The sequence below is a fragment of the Mesorhizobium sp. M7A.F.Ca.US.011.01.1.1 genome (assembly GCF_003998295.1).
Taxonomy (GTDB): domain Bacteria; phylum Pseudomonadota; class Alphaproteobacteria; order Rhizobiales; family Rhizobiaceae; genus Mesorhizobium.
Genome location: NZ_RZRT01000004.1, coordinates 63,071 through 78,022 on the forward strand (window position 1 = coordinate 63,071; position 14,952 = coordinate 78,022).

15 protein-coding genes, 1 pseudogene and 1 riboswitch are annotated in these 14,952 nt (G+C 63.2%); of the genes and pseudogenes, 3 read left to right on the forward strand and 13 right to left on the reverse strand.

What is annotated here, in order from left to right:
- From dxs to EOA13_RS07145, 5 genes are all read right to left on the reverse strand, one after another.
- Entirely contained in the window at positions 1-1,914 is a 1,914-nt protein-coding gene (dxs, locus tag EOA13_RS07125) for a 1-deoxy-D-xylulose-5-phosphate synthase (RefSeq protein ID WP_127290874.1), read from the reverse strand.
- 130 nt (positions 1,915-2,044) lie between these two features.
- The gene (locus EOA13_RS07130) at positions 2,045-2,965 is read right to left on the reverse strand and encodes a pirin family protein (protein ID WP_127290876.1); all 921 of its coding nucleotides are present in this window, start codon (positions 2,963-2,965) and stop codon (positions 2,045-2,047) included.
- A 39-nt stretch (positions 2,966-3,004) separates the two neighbouring features.
- Positions 3,005-3,271, reverse strand: coding sequence for a DUF2277 domain-containing protein (locus EOA13_RS07135; protein ID WP_127290878.1), 267 nt, complete (start codon positions 3,269-3,271; stop codon positions 3,005-3,007).
- Between the two features lie 111 nt (positions 3,272-3,382).
- Positions 3,383-3,634, reverse strand: coding sequence for an exodeoxyribonuclease VII small subunit (locus EOA13_RS07140; protein ID WP_023808624.1), 252 nt, complete (start codon positions 3,632-3,634; stop codon positions 3,383-3,385).
- Positions 3,635-3,637: 3 nt separating this feature from the next.
- Positions 3,638-4,564, reverse strand: a complete 927-nt coding sequence (locus EOA13_RS07145; RefSeq protein ID WP_127290880.1) for a histone deacetylase family protein — start codon at positions 4,562-4,564, stop codon at positions 3,638-3,640.
- A 121-nt stretch (positions 4,565-4,685) separates the two neighbouring features.
- A riboswitch (cobalamin riboswitch) is annotated at positions 4,686-4,866 on the forward strand.
- A gap of 109 nt (positions 4,867-4,975) precedes the next feature.
- Between EOA13_RS07145 and bluB the strand changes: the two are divergent.
- Positions 4,976-5,593: pseudogene (gene bluB, locus EOA13_RS38590) on the forward strand (5,6-dimethylbenzimidazole synthase); the annotation flags it as partial.
- Positions 5,594-5,715: 122 nt separating this feature from the next.
- Here the strand turns inward: bluB and EOA13_RS07155 are convergent.
- Complete coding sequence (locus EOA13_RS07155; protein ID WP_245490323.1) at positions 5,716-6,699, reverse strand: hypothetical protein; 984 nt, start codon at positions 6,697-6,699, stop codon at positions 5,716-5,718.
- Positions 6,700-7,054: 355 nt separating this feature from the next.
- Positions 7,055-7,663 (reverse strand): TetR/AcrR family transcriptional regulator, encoded by a 609-nt coding sequence (locus tag EOA13_RS07160; protein ID WP_127290884.1) that lies wholly within the window; start codon positions 7,661-7,663, stop codon positions 7,055-7,057.
- Between the two features lie 121 nt (positions 7,664-7,784).
- Here EOA13_RS07160 and EOA13_RS07165 point away from each other — a divergent pair, with 121 nt between their 5' ends.
- Positions 7,785-9,008 (forward strand): MFS transporter, encoded by a 1,224-nt coding sequence (locus EOA13_RS07165; RefSeq protein WP_127290886.1) that lies wholly within the window; start codon positions 7,785-7,787, stop codon positions 9,006-9,008.
- A gap of 37 nt (positions 9,009-9,045) precedes the next feature.
- Here EOA13_RS07165 and ribB read toward each other — a convergent pair whose 3' ends face one another.
- Both ribB and aroC read right to left on the reverse strand, forming a co-directional pair.
- On the reverse strand, positions 9,046-10,146 hold the full coding sequence (gene ribB, locus EOA13_RS07170) for a 3,4-dihydroxy-2-butanone-4-phosphate synthase (RefSeq protein ID WP_127268178.1): 1,101 nt from the start codon (positions 10,144-10,146) through the stop codon (positions 9,046-9,048).
- 111 nt (positions 10,147-10,257) lie between these two features.
- Positions 10,258-11,358 (reverse strand): chorismate synthase, encoded by a 1,101-nt coding sequence (gene aroC, locus EOA13_RS07175; protein ID WP_127290888.1) that lies wholly within the window; start codon positions 11,356-11,358, stop codon positions 10,258-10,260.
- 182 nt (positions 11,359-11,540) lie between these two features.
- Between aroC and EOA13_RS07180 the strand changes: the two genes are divergently transcribed.
- The gene (locus tag EOA13_RS07180) at positions 11,541-11,801 is read left to right on the forward strand and encodes a DUF1344 domain-containing protein (protein ID WP_027035965.1); all 261 of its coding nucleotides are present in this window, start codon (positions 11,541-11,543) and stop codon (positions 11,799-11,801) included.
- A gap of 66 nt (positions 11,802-11,867) precedes the next feature.
- Here the strand turns inward: EOA13_RS07180 and EOA13_RS07185 are convergent, their stop codons facing one another.
- The 4 genes from EOA13_RS07185 to EOA13_RS07200 all read right to left on the reverse strand — a co-directional run bounded on the left by EOA13_RS07185 (position 11,868) and on the right by EOA13_RS07200 (position 14,950).
- The gene (locus EOA13_RS07185; protein ID WP_127290890.1) at positions 11,868-12,455 is read right to left on the reverse strand and encodes a histidine phosphatase family protein; all 588 of its coding nucleotides are present in this window, start codon (positions 12,453-12,455) and stop codon (positions 11,868-11,870) included.
- 46 nt (positions 12,456-12,501) lie between these two features.
- Positions 12,502-13,320 carry an enoyl-ACP reductase FabI gene (fabI, locus tag EOA13_RS07190; protein ID WP_127290892.1) on the reverse strand — a complete coding sequence of 273 codons (819 nt, stop codon included), beginning with the start codon at positions 13,318-13,320 and terminating at the stop codon, positions 12,502-12,504.
- Positions 13,321-13,426: 106 nt separating this feature from the next.
- Positions 13,427-14,356 carry a J domain-containing protein gene (locus EOA13_RS07195; RefSeq protein ID WP_127290894.1) on the reverse strand — a complete coding sequence of 310 codons (930 nt, stop codon included), beginning with the start codon at positions 14,354-14,356 and terminating at the stop codon, positions 13,427-13,429.
- A gap of 132 nt (positions 14,357-14,488) precedes the next feature.
- Positions 14,489-14,950 carry an RT0821/Lpp0805 family surface protein gene (locus EOA13_RS07200; protein WP_023808636.1) on the reverse strand — a complete coding sequence of 154 codons (462 nt, stop codon included), beginning with the start codon at positions 14,948-14,950 and terminating at the stop codon, positions 14,489-14,491.
- Between the last annotated feature and the right edge of the window lie 2 nt (positions 14,951-14,952).

Sequence of the window (14,952 nt, forward strand, 5' to 3'; positions counted from 1 at the left end):
TCAGGCGCGCTGGGCGTGGACTGTGTGCCCGAGTGCCACGAACACGGTGCGCACGATGCCGGCGGCATCGAGCCCGGCATCGGCATACATCTTTTCCGGCTTGGCGTGGTCGGTGAACGCATCGGGCAGCACCAGCGGACGCACCTTCAGGCCGCTTTCCAGCAGGCCCTCATGGGCAAGGAACTGCAGCACGTGGCTGGCGAAGCCGCCGACTGCGCCCTCCTCCACCGTTACCAGAACCTCATGCGAGCGGGCCAGCCGCCGGATCAGATCCTCGTCGAGCGGCTTGGCGAAACGAGCGTCGGCGACCGTCGTGGACAGCCCGGCAGCACCTAGCTCCTCGGCGGCGATCAGGCAATCCTGCAGCCGCGTGCCGAAGGACAGCAATGCAACCTTGGTGCCCTCCTTGACGATGCGGCCCTTGCCGATTTCGAGAACCGAGCCGCGCTCCGGCATGTCGACGCCGACGCCGTTGCCACGCGGATAGCGGAAGGCGATCGGGCCCTCATCATAGCTCGCCGCGGTGCGTACCATGTGGCGCAGCTCCGCCTCGTCCGCGGCCGCCATCACCACGAAACCCGGCAGTGTCGCCAGGAAGGTGGTGTCGAAGGCGCCGCAATGGGTGGCGCCATCGGCGCCGACGAAGCCGGCGCGGTCGATGGGAAAGCGCACGGGCAATTTCTGGACGGCGACGTCGTGGACGACCTGGTCGTAGGCGCGCTGCAGGAAGGTGGAATAGATGGCCGCGAACGGCTTGTAGCCTTCGGTGGCAAGGCCCGCCGCGAAGGTCACCGCGTGCTGTTCGGCGATGCCGACATCGAAGGTGCGCGACGGGAACGCTTCGCCGAACAGGTCGAGGCCGGTACCGCTCGGCATGGCTGCGGTGACGGCGACGATACGGTCGTCCTCGCGGCCCTCCTGGACCAGGCTTTCGGCGAACACCTTGGTGTAGGCCGGTGGGTTGGCCGGCGCCTTGGCCTGCGCGCCGGTGATGACGTCGAACTTGTTGACGCCGTGATATTTGTCGGCAGCGGCTTCGGCCGGCGCATAGCCCTTGCCCTTCTGGGTGACGACATGGATGAGCACCGGGCCTTCGCCATTGTCGCGGACGTTTTTCAGGACCGGGATCAGATGCTCCAGATTGTGGCCGTCTATCGGGCCGATGTGATAGAAGCCGAGTTCCTCGAACAGCGTGCCGCCGGTGACATAGCCGCGTGCATGCTCGACCGCCCTTGTGATCGCACGATCCGCGCGCTTGCCGAGATAGGACGTCAGTTTCTTGCCGAAATCGCGCAGGCCGATATAGGCCTTGCCGGAGGCCAGCCGCGCCAGATAAGCGCTCATCGCGCCGGTCGGCGGCGCGATCGACATGTCGTTGTCGTTGAGAATGACGATCAGCCGTGCATCGAGCGCGCCGGCATTGTTCATCGCCTCGTAGGCCATGCCGGCAGACATGGCGCCGTCGCCGATGACGGCAATGACGTTGTTGCGGCCGCCGGAGAGATCGCGGGCGGCGGCCATGCCGAGGCCGGCCGATATCGACGTCGAGGAGTGGGCGGCACCGAAGGGATCGTACTCGCTTTCGGCGCGGCGGGTGAAGCCGGACAGGCCGCCTTCCTGGCGCAGCGTGCGGATACGGTCGCGGCGGCCGGTCAGGATCTTGTGCGGATAGGCCTGGTGGCCGACATCCCAGATCAGCCTGTCATCGGGGGTGTTGAAGACATAGTGCAGCGCCACTGTCAGCTCGACCACGCCAAGCCCGGCGCCAAGATGACCACCGGTGCGGGACACGGCGTCGACCAGCTCGGCGCGAAGCTCGGACGCCAATTGCGGCAGTTCACTCTCGGCAAGCGTGCGCAGGTCGGCCGGGATGCGGACCTTGTCGAGAAGCGGCGTATGCGGCGTTGCGTTCACGGTGCTCGGGCTTTCGGTTGATGGGCGAATAGGCCGCCGGCCGGCGAAAGTAAATGCGTGTCAGTGACGCGGATCAGGCCCTAGTCTTTTGTCTATGCATTTCGTTCTGCCACTTTTGGGTGGACAGGCATCAGCTTTCCGGCAGCGGAATAAACTCTTCCTCGTCTCCGGGAACGATGTCGAAGCGGCCCGTCTTCCATTCCTCTTTCGCCTGTTCGATGCGCTCCTTTGACGACGAGACGAAATTCCACCAGATGTAACGCTTCGAACCAAGAGAGGCGCCGCCGAACAGCATGAAATGCGCCCCGGTCTGCGACGACACGACGATCTCGTCACCGGGACGGAACACCAGCAGCCGTTCGGCTGGGAACACATCACCCGAAATCGAGACCTCGCCCTCCAGCGTGTAAATGGCGCGCTCTTCCGCATCGGCAGGGATTTTCACGCTGGCGCCGGGCGCCAGGCGCAGGTCGGCGTAGAGCGTCTCCGAGTCGGCCCTGACCGGAGACCGCAACCCCTGGAAATCGCCGATGATGAGGCGCCCGTTGACGCCTTCGGCTTCGATCTCGGGAAGCCGAAGCGCTGCGGTATTCTCGAAAACCGGTGCCACCTCTTCCTTGTCGTCCGGCAGCGCCAGCCATGTCTGCAGGCCGGATACCGACATCGGCGCGCCACGCAGTTCCTCCGGCGTACGCTCCGAATGGACGATGCCGCGGCCGGCGGTCATCAAATTCACGTCGCCGGGCTGAATGACCATTTCGGTGCCGAGTGAATCGCGATGCCGGATCTTGCCGTCGAACAGATAGGTGACCGTCGACAGGCCGATATGCGGATGCGGACGGACGTCGAGCGCCTGGCCGGCGCGCAGGATCGCCGGGCCCATGCGGTCGAAGAAGATGAAAGGCCCGACCAGCCGCCTTTTTGCCGTCGGCAGGGCGCGGCGCACCTGAAAACCACCGATGTCCTTGGCGTTCGGGATGACCATCAATTCGATCTGATCGCTGGCGAAGGCATCGCCTGCCTCAGGGTCTTTCCCGGGGAAGAAGCTCATGGACTCTCCTTGTCGGTGGTCGAAGGCCGCCTGGCCGCATCAGGCAAAGCGGATGGCTGCCTTTGCCCGCAGCTTGGCCGCCACCTCTTCGCGATTACGCGGATGGTGATGGGTTTCCAGGGAATCGAGCAGTTCGCGCGCCGAGGCCGCGATGGCTTCGACGGCATGGTCGAAGGCGTGCTGGTTCTGCTTCGAGGGTCGCGTGGTTCCGCTCAGCTTGCGGACGAACTGAAGAGCCGCGTCGCGCACCTCGTCATTGGTTGCCGGCGGATCAAAATTGAACAGGGTCTTGATGTTTCTGCACATCGCTTCCGTATCTCCTCTTGTCCTTGAGCTGTTTCAAGCGGAACGAGTTATATCCTCGATCATGATCATGTCCAAAAACCGGTGATGCGAGGCCATCGTTCGGACCGGGCCTCAATCCGCGTCGAGTGGCTCCGTTCCGACCGGCTTGCCGTCTCGCGACAGCCTGATCTTCTCGACCTTGTCCTCGGCGGCCTTCAGCAGCCGGTCGCAATGCGCCTTCAGCGCCTCACCACGCTCATAGATCCTGATCGACTGGTCGAGCGGCACGTCGCCACGCTCCAGATCATCGACGATCTTCTCCAGCGCATCGAGTGCCTGCTCGAAGCTCATCGCCTTGACGTCTTCGTTGGTCTCATCGGCCATCATTCATCCTTTCATCAGTCGCCCGACATGGGCGGCGACCGAAAATGCCAATCCCTGCAGATCGTAGCCGCCCTCGAGCAGGCTGACGAGCCGGTTGCCGCTGTGGCGTGCCGCGCGCTGCATCAGCTGCCCGGTCGCCCAATCGAAATCATCCTCGGTCAGATTGATCTCGGCCAGCGGATCGCGGTGGTGCGCGTCGAACCCCGCCGAAATGATAATCAGGTCGGGCGCGAAATTGTCGAGCGCGGGCAGGACGCGCGACAGGAAGGCATCGCGAAACACTTCGCTGCCGGTCTGCGGCGCCAGCGGTGCGTTGACGATGTTGCCGGCGCCCGTTTCGGTCTTCGCTCCGGTGCCGGGATAAAGCGGCATCTGGTGGGTCGAGCAATAGAGCACCGACGGATCGTCCCAGAAAATATCCTGCGTGCCATTGCCGTGATGCACGTCCCAGTCGACGACGGCAACGCGCTCGACACCGTGTTTCTTCTGCGCATAACGCGCCGCGATCGCCGCCGTGTTGAACAGGCAAAAGCCCATCGCCGTGGTCTTTTCGGCATGATGGCCGGGCGGCCGGGCGGCCACGAAGACGTTGTCGGCGCGACCCGAAAAGACATCATCGACGGCGGCGTTGGCGGCGCCGATCGCGGTGATCGCCGCTTGCCAGCTCTTCGGGCTGGCAGTGGTGTCGGCATCGATGCGGGCAATCCCCTCGTCGGGGATGGCGGCGCGCACGCGGGCGACGAAATCGGCGGGATGCGCGTAGAGGATGGTGGCCTCGTCGCCTTCGGGCGCCTGGATACGATCGAGCCCGGCAAAGGCTTCGTCGTCGAGCACGCGCTCGATGGCGCGTAAGCGGTCGGGCCGCTCGGGATGTCCGGGCGGCGTGAGATGCTCGAGGAAGATCGGATGGGTGTAGAGACGGGTGGTCATCGTCCTAATCTAGTGACCCGGATCGACAAAGGCCATGCACGGGCGGCCGATGACTGGGGAAAATCGCGACTGCGTCCATTCGCGTCGCCGCAGGCATTGGCCCCGCGGGCGCTTCGGCGTAAGGTCCCTGGTACTGCCTGGTGCCCGCCGCAAGCGGGAGAATCGGGAACACGGTTGAATTCCGTGGCGTGCCCAACGCTGTGAGGGGGACCGCGCCGGTAAATGCCACTGTCGATGACGGGAAGGCACCGGACGCGGGTTGATCCCGAGCCAGAAGACCGGCCTGGCAGGCATTGTCATCCGCGTGGTCAGGCGGATGGCATTGAGCGACGTGCGTCTACTTGGACGCACAAAGTACGCTCTGTCAGTTTTGAATCTGCAATCGCAAGGGGACAAGCGATGCCGGAACACATGACCGCTGCCATTGACGATGGATTTGACCAGGATGCGCGCGATGCGGTCTATCGCGCCATGTTCACGCGGCGCGACGTGCGCAGCCATTTCCTGCCCACCGCGATCGATGACGACGTGCTGGCACGGCTGCTGCTTGCCGCCCATCACGCGCCATCGGTCGGCTTCATGCAGCCATGGAATTTCATTGTCATTCGCGACGTCAAACGACGGGCGGAGGTGCGCGACCTGTTCCTGGCCGCGCGCGAGCAGGAACTGCCGGCGATCGAGGCGGAAAAACAGGCGCTCTATCGCAAGCTAAAGCTGGAAGGCATCTGCGAGAGCGCGCTCAACATCTGCATCACCTGCGACCGGCAGCGCTCGAAGGGTTCGCCGCTGGGACGCTGGCACAATCCGGAGATGGATCTCTACAGCACGGTCTGCGCGGTGCAGAATTTCTGGCTGGCCGCGCGTGCCGAGGGTGTTGGTGTCGGCTGGGTCAGCATCATCGAGGCTGAGGCGCTGAAGCGGCTGTTGGCCATTCCGGACCACGTAACGCCGATCGCCTATCTCTGCGTCGGCCGTGTTTCCGAGTTCGCTCCCAAACCGGACCTTGAAACGCATGGCTGGGGACGGCGGCTGCCGCTGCCGGAGCTGATCATGAGCGAGACCTTTTCCGGGCAAGGCGAGACACAGCTCAAATCCACCGTGGCGCGCCTCAACACCGTTTCTGCCGCACCAGACACCACCCGCCCAGCCGATCAGGGTGTGGCGCCGGCCGTATCCCAGCGCGAACCGCCGAAGGAGGCGAGCGCCTTGTCCTTGAGCTCCCTGAACTTCGACGATGCCTCGGCCAGCCGGGCGTCCCAAGCCGGATCGGGCACCTGGCCCGCGATGGTCTTGAAATAGACCTGCATCAGGCAGGCGATGGCGAAAGGCTCGATGAACGCCGCCTTGAATGCCCAGGCGAAGACGATGGCGAGCACAAAAGCCCAGCCGGCGAGTTGGCCAGGCATCAGGAACAGAATCGCACCGGCAGGCGCCAGCATGATCAGAAAGATGATGAACGACATGCCCCACATGATGACCGCCGGCCAGACGGCGTTCTTGACCATGACCTTGCCGTTCTGGGCATAGAGCACGACGCCTTGGCGCGCCGTCTCGAAGGGCGAGGCTGAATTGATGCGGATGTTGTAGCCGAGGATGATCTCGTCGACATAGGTCAGCGACAGACGGATCACCGTGTTGATGAAGGAGACCAGGCCGCTCAGGCCTGGTATCGGCAGGAAGGCGGCGATACCGCCGAGCAGGCCGGTGATGGCACGGATGGCACCCTTGACGAGTTGGTCGACGACGAAAAGGATGTTGGCTTCGGCAAAACGCTGGGTGACGACATCCCTGGCGTAGGCGATCTGGTCCTGACCGCCGGGAATGTCGCGGCCGTCGATCAGATGAACCATGACGGCGATGTGGCCGGCCTTGACGATATAGAGGATGTATTCGCGGATCCAGTAGACCGCGATCGAGACGATGCCGAACCCGACCACGCCGCCCCACAGGGCAAAGGACATGGGCCCGTCGGGATCGGTGGAGATATGCCCGACACCATAGCCGACCGAGGCACCGGTGCCGGTCGCCATGATGTAGGCCAACGTGATGCCGAAATAGACGATCATGCGAAAGACGATGAACGGCCAGGTCCGCATCATGATGGACACCGACCTGCCTATATCGAAATCCCACATGCCCCGAATCTCCGCCTCAGAGATGATGGCAGAGGATGAACTCAACCCGGCGATTGTCAATTGCCGGCCCTGGCGCCACAGTGCAACGAACTCGGGTTAACGGTTTCCTTCGGAGCCCGCCGGCGCGTTGGCTGACGGAGCATTAGACGAAAAACCCGCCTGTGCGGCGGGTCACTGGCGCAAATCAGCACCATAGGCAAATATGTACCATAGCTGAGGTCACCCAGTCAAAAAAAAATTCCTATCGCGAGAAGCTACCGGCACAAAAGCTGCCAACACCGCCGAACTGGCTGCCGCCAGGCCTTTTGTTAAGCTAAGTTCGGAGCCCTGCCTGGCACCACGCCCGGTGGGAACTTCAATTCGACTGCGGGTCCGGCTTCTTGAGCAGGCCTTCGAGCAGTTGCTTGAACGCCGTCACCACCTTCTTCGACGTCGCTTCGGGGTCGGTCGAATTGGCGATCCGTTGCGCCGCCTGGCTGCTCGCTCCGTTGATCAGTCGCGAGGCCGTTTCGGGGTCGAGGCTGGAGACAACGACCCCCTCCTCCTGCAGCGCGGTCAGATGGTCGGTCATTGAAGCGATGCACGCACTGGCATTCGGCCATTGCGCTGGATCCCCCAGCACGGCCGGGCCATCGCGGAACATGATGCGCTGGATTTCCGGCTCCAGCGCCATCTCGATATAGGTGGAGCACTCGTCGACGAAATGTTGCCAACGGGTCGGCGCTCTCGACGCAACCTCATTGATGCGCGCCGCCATCTCGCCGTCAATCTGGGCTATGACCGCCTGCAACAGCCCCTTCTTGTCGCCGAAATGATGATAGAGCGCGCCGCGCGTCAGCCCGGCCGAAGCGGTGAAATCATCCATCGAGGCTTCCGCATAGCCTGTTGTGCCAAAGGCGTGGCGGGCCGCCGCGATCAGCTTGGCGCGCGTCTCGGCGATCATCTCCTTGCGGGGTTTGTGCATGTGTCCTGGACCTATTCACATACGCTTCGTATGCCAATTGACATACGCGGCGTATGCTCTATCTAATAATCATACGCTCCGTATGTAATTGTCCAATTGTCCTTTGTCGAGGAACCAACCGATGCAAAATCCCTATGCGGAAATCTTTCGTGCCCCCGGCGCCAAGGGCTTTGCGGCCGCCGGCTTCCTAGCGCGCCTGCCGATCGCCATGGCTCCCATCGGCATCGTGGCGATGCTGTCGCAGGCGCGCGGCGAATATTGGCTGGCTGGAGCCGTCTCGGCGACATACGCGCTGGCCAACGCCTTCGTCGCGCCGCAAATATCGAGACTGGTGGACCGCCTGGGCCAGACACGAATCGTCGTGCCCACCACCATCATCGCGGTGCTGGCTTTCGCCGTCCTCATAGCGGCGGCCAACCAGGACTGGCCGGTGTGGACGCTGTTCGTGTCGGCACTCCTGGCCGCCGCCATGCCAAGCATACCTGCGATGGTGCGGGCGCGCTGGACAGAGATTTTCCGAGGACGGCCGCAGATGAACACCGCATTCGCCTTCGAGTCCGTGGCCGATGAACTGGTCTATATCGCCGGGGCATCGCTGTCGGTCGGCCTCAGTGCTGCTCTGTTCCCGGAAGCCGGTGTTCTGGTGAGCACATTATTTCTCGCATTCGGATCAGCGGCCTTCATCCTGCAACGCTCGACGGAGCCGCAAGTGCGGCCGGTGGACCATGGCTCAAGCGGCTCGGCGATCCGCCTGCGGCCGGTTCAGATCATCACGCTTGCCCTGATCTTCGTCGGCGCAACCTTCGCGACGACGGAAGTGACCACCGTGGCGATCACCAAGGAGCTTGGCCAGCCGGGCGCCGCCAGCCTTGTCATCGGCGTTTATGCGCTGGGATCGTTCGTGCTTGGCATCATCGTCGGCGCGCTCAGCCTGAAGGCGCCGCTGCGACGCCAGCTCGCCATCGCAGTCGCCCTCGTCGCGCTCGGCACGCTGTTGCCGCTCGCCGCCGACACCGTGCCGCTGCTGGCGCTGACCGTGTTCATCAGCGGTGTGGCGATCTCGCCGACCTTCATCACGGCCTTCGGCCTGATCGAGCGGCATGTGCCGGAAGCGATGCTGACCGAAGGCATCACCTGGGTCATGACCGGCATCGGCATCGGCATGGCGCTGGGCTCTTTTGCCGCCGGCGCGGTGGTGGATGCGTTCGGTGCACAGAACGGGTTCTGGGTGTCGGTTGCTTCAGGCACCATCGCCCTGGCCACGGTGCTGCTTGGCCAGCGCAGCCTTGCCACGACTGAGTGCGAGATGGACGGATGTGAAGCGGCCGCGATTGCCGCGGAATAATCAGATAGCGCCCGGTTTCGAGCCGGGCGCTAGCTGCCTAGAGTATCTCGGTCTTTGCGATGTGGATGCCAAAACCTTCGAGGCCGACATAGTGGCGTTCGCGCGAGGCGATCAGGTTGATCGAGGAGATGCCGAGATCCTTGAGGATCTGCGCGCCGAGCCCGATCTCGCGCCACTCGTTTTCGCGGCGGCGAGCCTCTTCGTGATCCTCGCGGTCGCCGCTTGCCGGCCGTTTGCGTTCCTGATGCGCAACGCCGACGGAGCCTTCTCTGAGATAGACGATGACGCCGCGCCTGCGCTCGCCCATTGCCTTCATGATGGCGTCGAGCCGGTGGCTGGTGCCGAACACATCGGTCACCACATCCTCGGAATGCAGACGCACCGGGACCTCCTCGCCGTCGCGGATGTCGCCGAAGACGATGGCGACGTGATGCATGGAGTCCCAGGGCAGCGTGTAGGTGAAGACCTGCGCCTTGCCGCCGAGCGTGTCGATTTCCGAGCACGCGACGCGTTCGACCAGCGTTTCCTTGCGCTGCCGGTAGGCGATGAGGTCGGCGACCGAAACCTGCTTCAGCCCATGCTCCTCGGCGAAAGCCTGCACCTGCGGGCCGCGCTTGACGGTGCCGTCATCATTGACCAGCTCGGAAATGACGCCGACCGGCGGCAGGCCGGCGAGCTTGCACAGATCGACCGCGGCTTCGGTATGGCCGGAGCGCATCAGCACGCCGCCTTCGCGCGCAATCAAAGGGAAGATGTGGCCGGGCCGGACGAAATCCGAGCCGCCGACATTGCCGTTGGCAAGATTGCGAACGGTCAAAGTGCGATCTTCGGCCGAGATGCCCGTGGTGGTGCCATGCTTGAAATCGACGCTGACGGTGAAAGCCGTTGTATGGGCGGAATCGTTGTCGGCGACCATCGGCGCAAGGTTAAGCCGCTTGGCTTCTTCGCGCGGCATCGGCGTGCAGACGATGCCGGACGTGTGGCGAACGATGAACGCCATTTTTTCGGGCGTGCAGTGGACGGCGGCGACGATCAGGTCGCCCTCGTTCTCGCGCCCGTCATCATCCATGACGACGACGATCTCGCCGCGTTCGAAAGCACGCAGGGCTTCGACGATTTTCTTCTGGTCGTAAGGCATGGGTACTCGCTTCGCTCGCAGGGGAATAAGGGAGTAGGGCAGTACGGGAGTAGGGAAAAGCAAAAAGATTTGGCCGGCCGGGCTAAGAGCGCAACATATTCCCCTATTCCCCTATTCCCTTCCCGTCTGTCCCCGATGCCGCAGATAATGATCGGCGATAGCACAGGCAACCATTGCTTCGCCGATCGGCACGGCGCGGATGCCGACGCATGGATCGTGGCGGCCCTTGGTCATGATCTCGACGTCCTTGCCGTCCTTGTCGATCGACTTTCGCGGCGTCAGGATCGACGAGGTCGGCTTGACGGCGAAACGGGCGACGATCGCCTGGCCGGTCGAGATACCGCCGAGGATGCCGCCGGCATTGTTGGACAGGAACACCGGCTTGCCGTCATTGCCGATGCGCATCTCGTCGGCATTCTGCTCGCCGGTGATACGGGCGGCCTCGAAACCATTGCCGATCTCGACGCCCTTGACGGCGTTGATCGACATCAGGCCGGAGGCGATGTCCTGGTCGAGCTTGGCATAGATCGGCGCGCCAAGGCCGGCTGGAACGCCGTCGGCGACGATTTCGATCACCGCGCCGACCGAGGAGCCCGCCTTGCGGATGCCGTCGAGATAGCTGGTGAAGACGGGAACGGAAGCCGGATCGGGGGTGAAGAACGGATTTTCCGCGTCGCCGATGAAGTTCCAGTTCCAGTTGGCGCGGTCGATCGATTTCTCGCCCATCGACACCAGCGCGCCGCGCACCACCACGCCCGGAACCACCTTGCGCGCCAAGGCACCGGCCGCCACCCTGGCAGCCGTCTCGCGGGCCGAGGAGCGGCCGCCGCCACGATAATCGCGCACCCCATATTTCACGTCATAGGTGTAGTCGGCATGGCCGGGCCGGTATTGGCGGGCGATCTCGCCATAGTCCTTCGAGCGCTGGTCGACATTCTCGATCAGCATCGACACCGGCGTGCCGGTGGTGATCATCGTCTCGCCGTCCTCGTCGAGGATGAAGCCTGACAGGATCTTCACTTCATCTGGTTCGCGACGCTGCGTCACGAAACGTGATTGGCCCGGCCGGCGCTTGTCGAGCTCGACCTGGATGTCGTCGCGCTTAAAGCGGATGCCAGGCGGACAGCCGTCGACCACGCAGCCGAGGGCGGCGCCATGGCTTTCACCCCAGGTGGTGACGCGAAAAAGGTGGCCGAACGTGTTGTGAGACATGGAAAGTGCCCTGCCCGGCAGCGGAGCCGGCTGAAGCCTGCCTTCTATTGGCGTTTTTCGCAGTGGTCAAACTGTCATCCCAGCCGTTTAAGTTTTGACACATTCGGCTGGTTTCTGCTTTCTTCCATCCGCCGTTGAGTATCCGCCGCCACCGTGCCGGTGCAATGATAAGAGGAACGATTATGCGTACCCTGATTGGCGCCATTGCCGCCACGCTGCTGCTTTCCACCGCCGCTTTCGCCGGCCAGACCGAAGGCCTGATCAAGAAGATCGACAAGGACACGGCGACGCTGACGCTGGATGACGGCAAGTCCTACAAGCTGAACGCCGAGACCGATCTCGACGCGCTGAAGCCGGGCATGGACATCGTCATCGCCTACGATGTAACCAATGGTGAAAACATCGTCACCGACATGGAACTGCCGGACAGCTCTGCCAACTAGAGCTTCCAACCTCAATTGAATGCAGTGTTTGCGGTTCAGCTTTCGCCGAGCCGCGTGCGAACTGGCCTAAAGCCACTCCAGACTCTTGCCTTCGAGCTTGAGCAGGCGATCCTGCGGTATTTCCAGGTTCGCGGCCTCATCCTCGGCCAGCCCCAGAACGAAGCGAAACAAGGTGCGCATGACGCCGCCATGGGTTACGCATATCGTCTGGCTTTCGATCGCGTCGAAGCATGGCCTCACCCGTTCGAGCAGCATCTGATAGCTCTCGGCGCCTTCGCCGGGCGGCTGAAAGTTCCACTTGTCCAGAGCCCGCGTCATGCTCGCTCCGGGATACCGTGTCTCGAGCTCGGGAAAGGTAAATCCCTGCCAATCGCCGAAATTGACTTCAACGAGGCGCGGGTCGGTTCGATAGGCACCCGGATCGAGCTTCATCGCAGCGCGAATACGCTGCATCGTTTCGCGCGTCCGCTTCATCGGGCTGGCGAGGAAATCGAATTCCCAGGGATTTGGGACCAACGCGGCTAGCCGAAGCCCGTTTCCGGTCGCCTGCTCGCGGCCAAGAGCGTTGAGATCGGTGTCGGCCTGCCCCTGAAGCCGCATTTCGGCGTTCCACGCGGTCTGGCCGTGGCGCGCGATATAAACCAGCGGGTACATCAGGTCTTCCGGTGCGGGATCGGGACGGACGACGGTTGGCCGGGTGTTAGTCCTTGACCGTCGAAATATCAGGCGCGTCGACCGCCTTCATGCCGACGACGTGGTAGCCCGAATCGACGTGATGCACTTCACCGGTGACGCCGCGCGACAGGTCGGACAGGAAATAGACGCCGGAATCGCCGACTTCCTCCTGCGTCACCGTCTGCTTCAGCGGCGAATTGTACTCGTTCCACTTCAGGATGTAGCGGAAATCGCCGATGCCGGAGGCCGCAAGCGTCTTGATCGGGCCGGCCGAAATGGCGTTGACGCGGATCTTCTTGGCGCCGAGGTCGACCGCCAAATAGCGCACGCTGGCCTCGAGCGCCGCCTTGGCGACACCCATGACGTTGTAGTGCGGCATGACCTTTTCGGCGCCGTAGTAGGTCAGCGTCAGCAACGAGCCGCCATTGGTCATCAGCGCCTCGGCGCGCTTGGCAATGGTGGTGAAGGAATAGACCGAAATGTCCATGGTGCGCAGGAAATTGTCGCGCGTCGTCTCGACATAGCGGCCGGTCAGCTCGTCCTTGTCGGAGAAGGCAATGGCGTGGACGAGGAAATCAAGCTTGCCCCAATGTTTGGCGACATTGGCGAAAACCTCGTCCAGGCTCGCCGGATCTGTGACGTCGCAATGGCCGGCGACAAAGGCGCCCAGTTCCGCCGCCAGCGGCTCGACGCGCTTCCTGAACGCCTCGCCCTGATAGGTCAGCGCGATCTCGGCGCCATGGTCGACGCACGACTTGGCGATGCCATAGGCGATCGACCTATTGTTGGCGACGCCAAGAATGAGGCCGCGCTTGCCGGCCATTAGGCCCTGTCCACCCGCCATGTGAGCGCTCTCCGCAAGATTTCAGCTTTGTGGGTTGCCCTATCGCACAGGCACAGAGCCCCTTCAAGCGCTCAAAACGGACAGTTCAGGGGACAAAAGCCGCCGATCAGCCTTTTTGGCTGCGCAACAGCGCTTCGAGCGCGCTGTCGCCTCCTTCCGGCAGCATGATCCGCACATGGGCGTAGAGGTCGCCATGGCCGCCGGCCTTTTCCGGCAGGCCCCTGCCCTTCAGCCGCAGGACCTTGTCGGAACTCGACCAGGCCGGAATGTTGACCGCAAGCCTGCCGGTCGGCGTCTCGACCGGCACCTTGGCGCCGAGCACCGCATCCGCCAGTGCCACCGGCAGATCGGCGTGCAGGTCGCGGCCCTCGATGCGGTAGCGTGGATGGCGGCGCAGATGGATCTTGACCAGCGCGTCGCCTGGCTGGCCCGGCCCCTGCTCGCCTTGGCCTTTAAGGCGGATGGTCTGGCCATCCTCGACATAGGCCGGCAGCTTGACCGCCACCTTGCGGCCGTCGGGGAACATCGCCGTCACCTTTTCGGCGGTCGCCGCTTCCTCGATGGTGATGTCGAGCGTGACGTTCAGATCGGCTGCTGTCGCCTGCTGGCGACGATCGCCCATGCCGGGACCGCGCGCACCCGAAAAGGTGTCGCCAAAAATCTGGCTGAAGATGTCGCTGTTGCCGTCGAACGGATCGCCACCCGGTCGGCCGGAGCGGAATTCGAACCGCGAACCGCCCGGACCTTGCTGCCGGCGAAAGCCGCCAAAGGGATCGCCGCCACCGGCAGCGCCTTCAAAGCCCTGGAATCGCGGCTTGCCGTCGGCGTCGATCTCGCCGCGATCGAAAGCAGCGCGATTCTTTTCGTCGCCGACGATCTCATAGGCCTGGTTGGCCGCGGCAAAACGGTCCTTCGCCTTGGGATCATTCGGGTTCTGATCCGGATGATGCTTCTTGGCGAGTTTCCGGTACGCCGATTTTATATCCTTGGCCGATGCGTTCTTGGCAACGCCCAGCACCTCATAGGGGTCGCGCATGCTTACTGCCCTGGAGAAGAGTTGAGTCTCTAGCTGCCCCCTATATGCGCTCGCATAGGAAGAAATTCCAGTGCTGGAGCCGCATATCAGACGCGGAAATCAGAGCCGGTCCGATCGACTTGCGGATCAGGCTCAGAGTGCCTTGAAGTCCTGCATGCGCCAGCCGCCGGCGCTGGCCAGGCACAGTTCGCCTTCGAACATGGCAACGCCGTCAAAGCTTTCGCGCGAGGCCTTGAAGCGGCGGCAGGTCTGGCCGTTGTCCTTCAATTCCGCCAGATCGGTGATGGAACCGCGCGAGCCGGTATCGGCATTGGCCCATGGGACGGCCTGCCCGCCGAGCTGCTCAATGTCGGCCGAGGAGACTGCATTGCCGATCGTCGTCTGGTCGGAGTCGCGATCCAAATTGGCCGGCGCGGCCGAGGCCGACGTGCTGCTGGTCAGAATCGAACGGTCGACTTCGGCTTTTTCCAGGCTGAAGCCGCCGGCGCCACAAGCGGCAAGCGGCAAGGCGACCGCCACGATCGCGGCTTTCGCGCTGGCCGAAGCGATAACGCTCCATTGCCTGCTGTCAAAAGCTTGCGCGATACGCGACAATC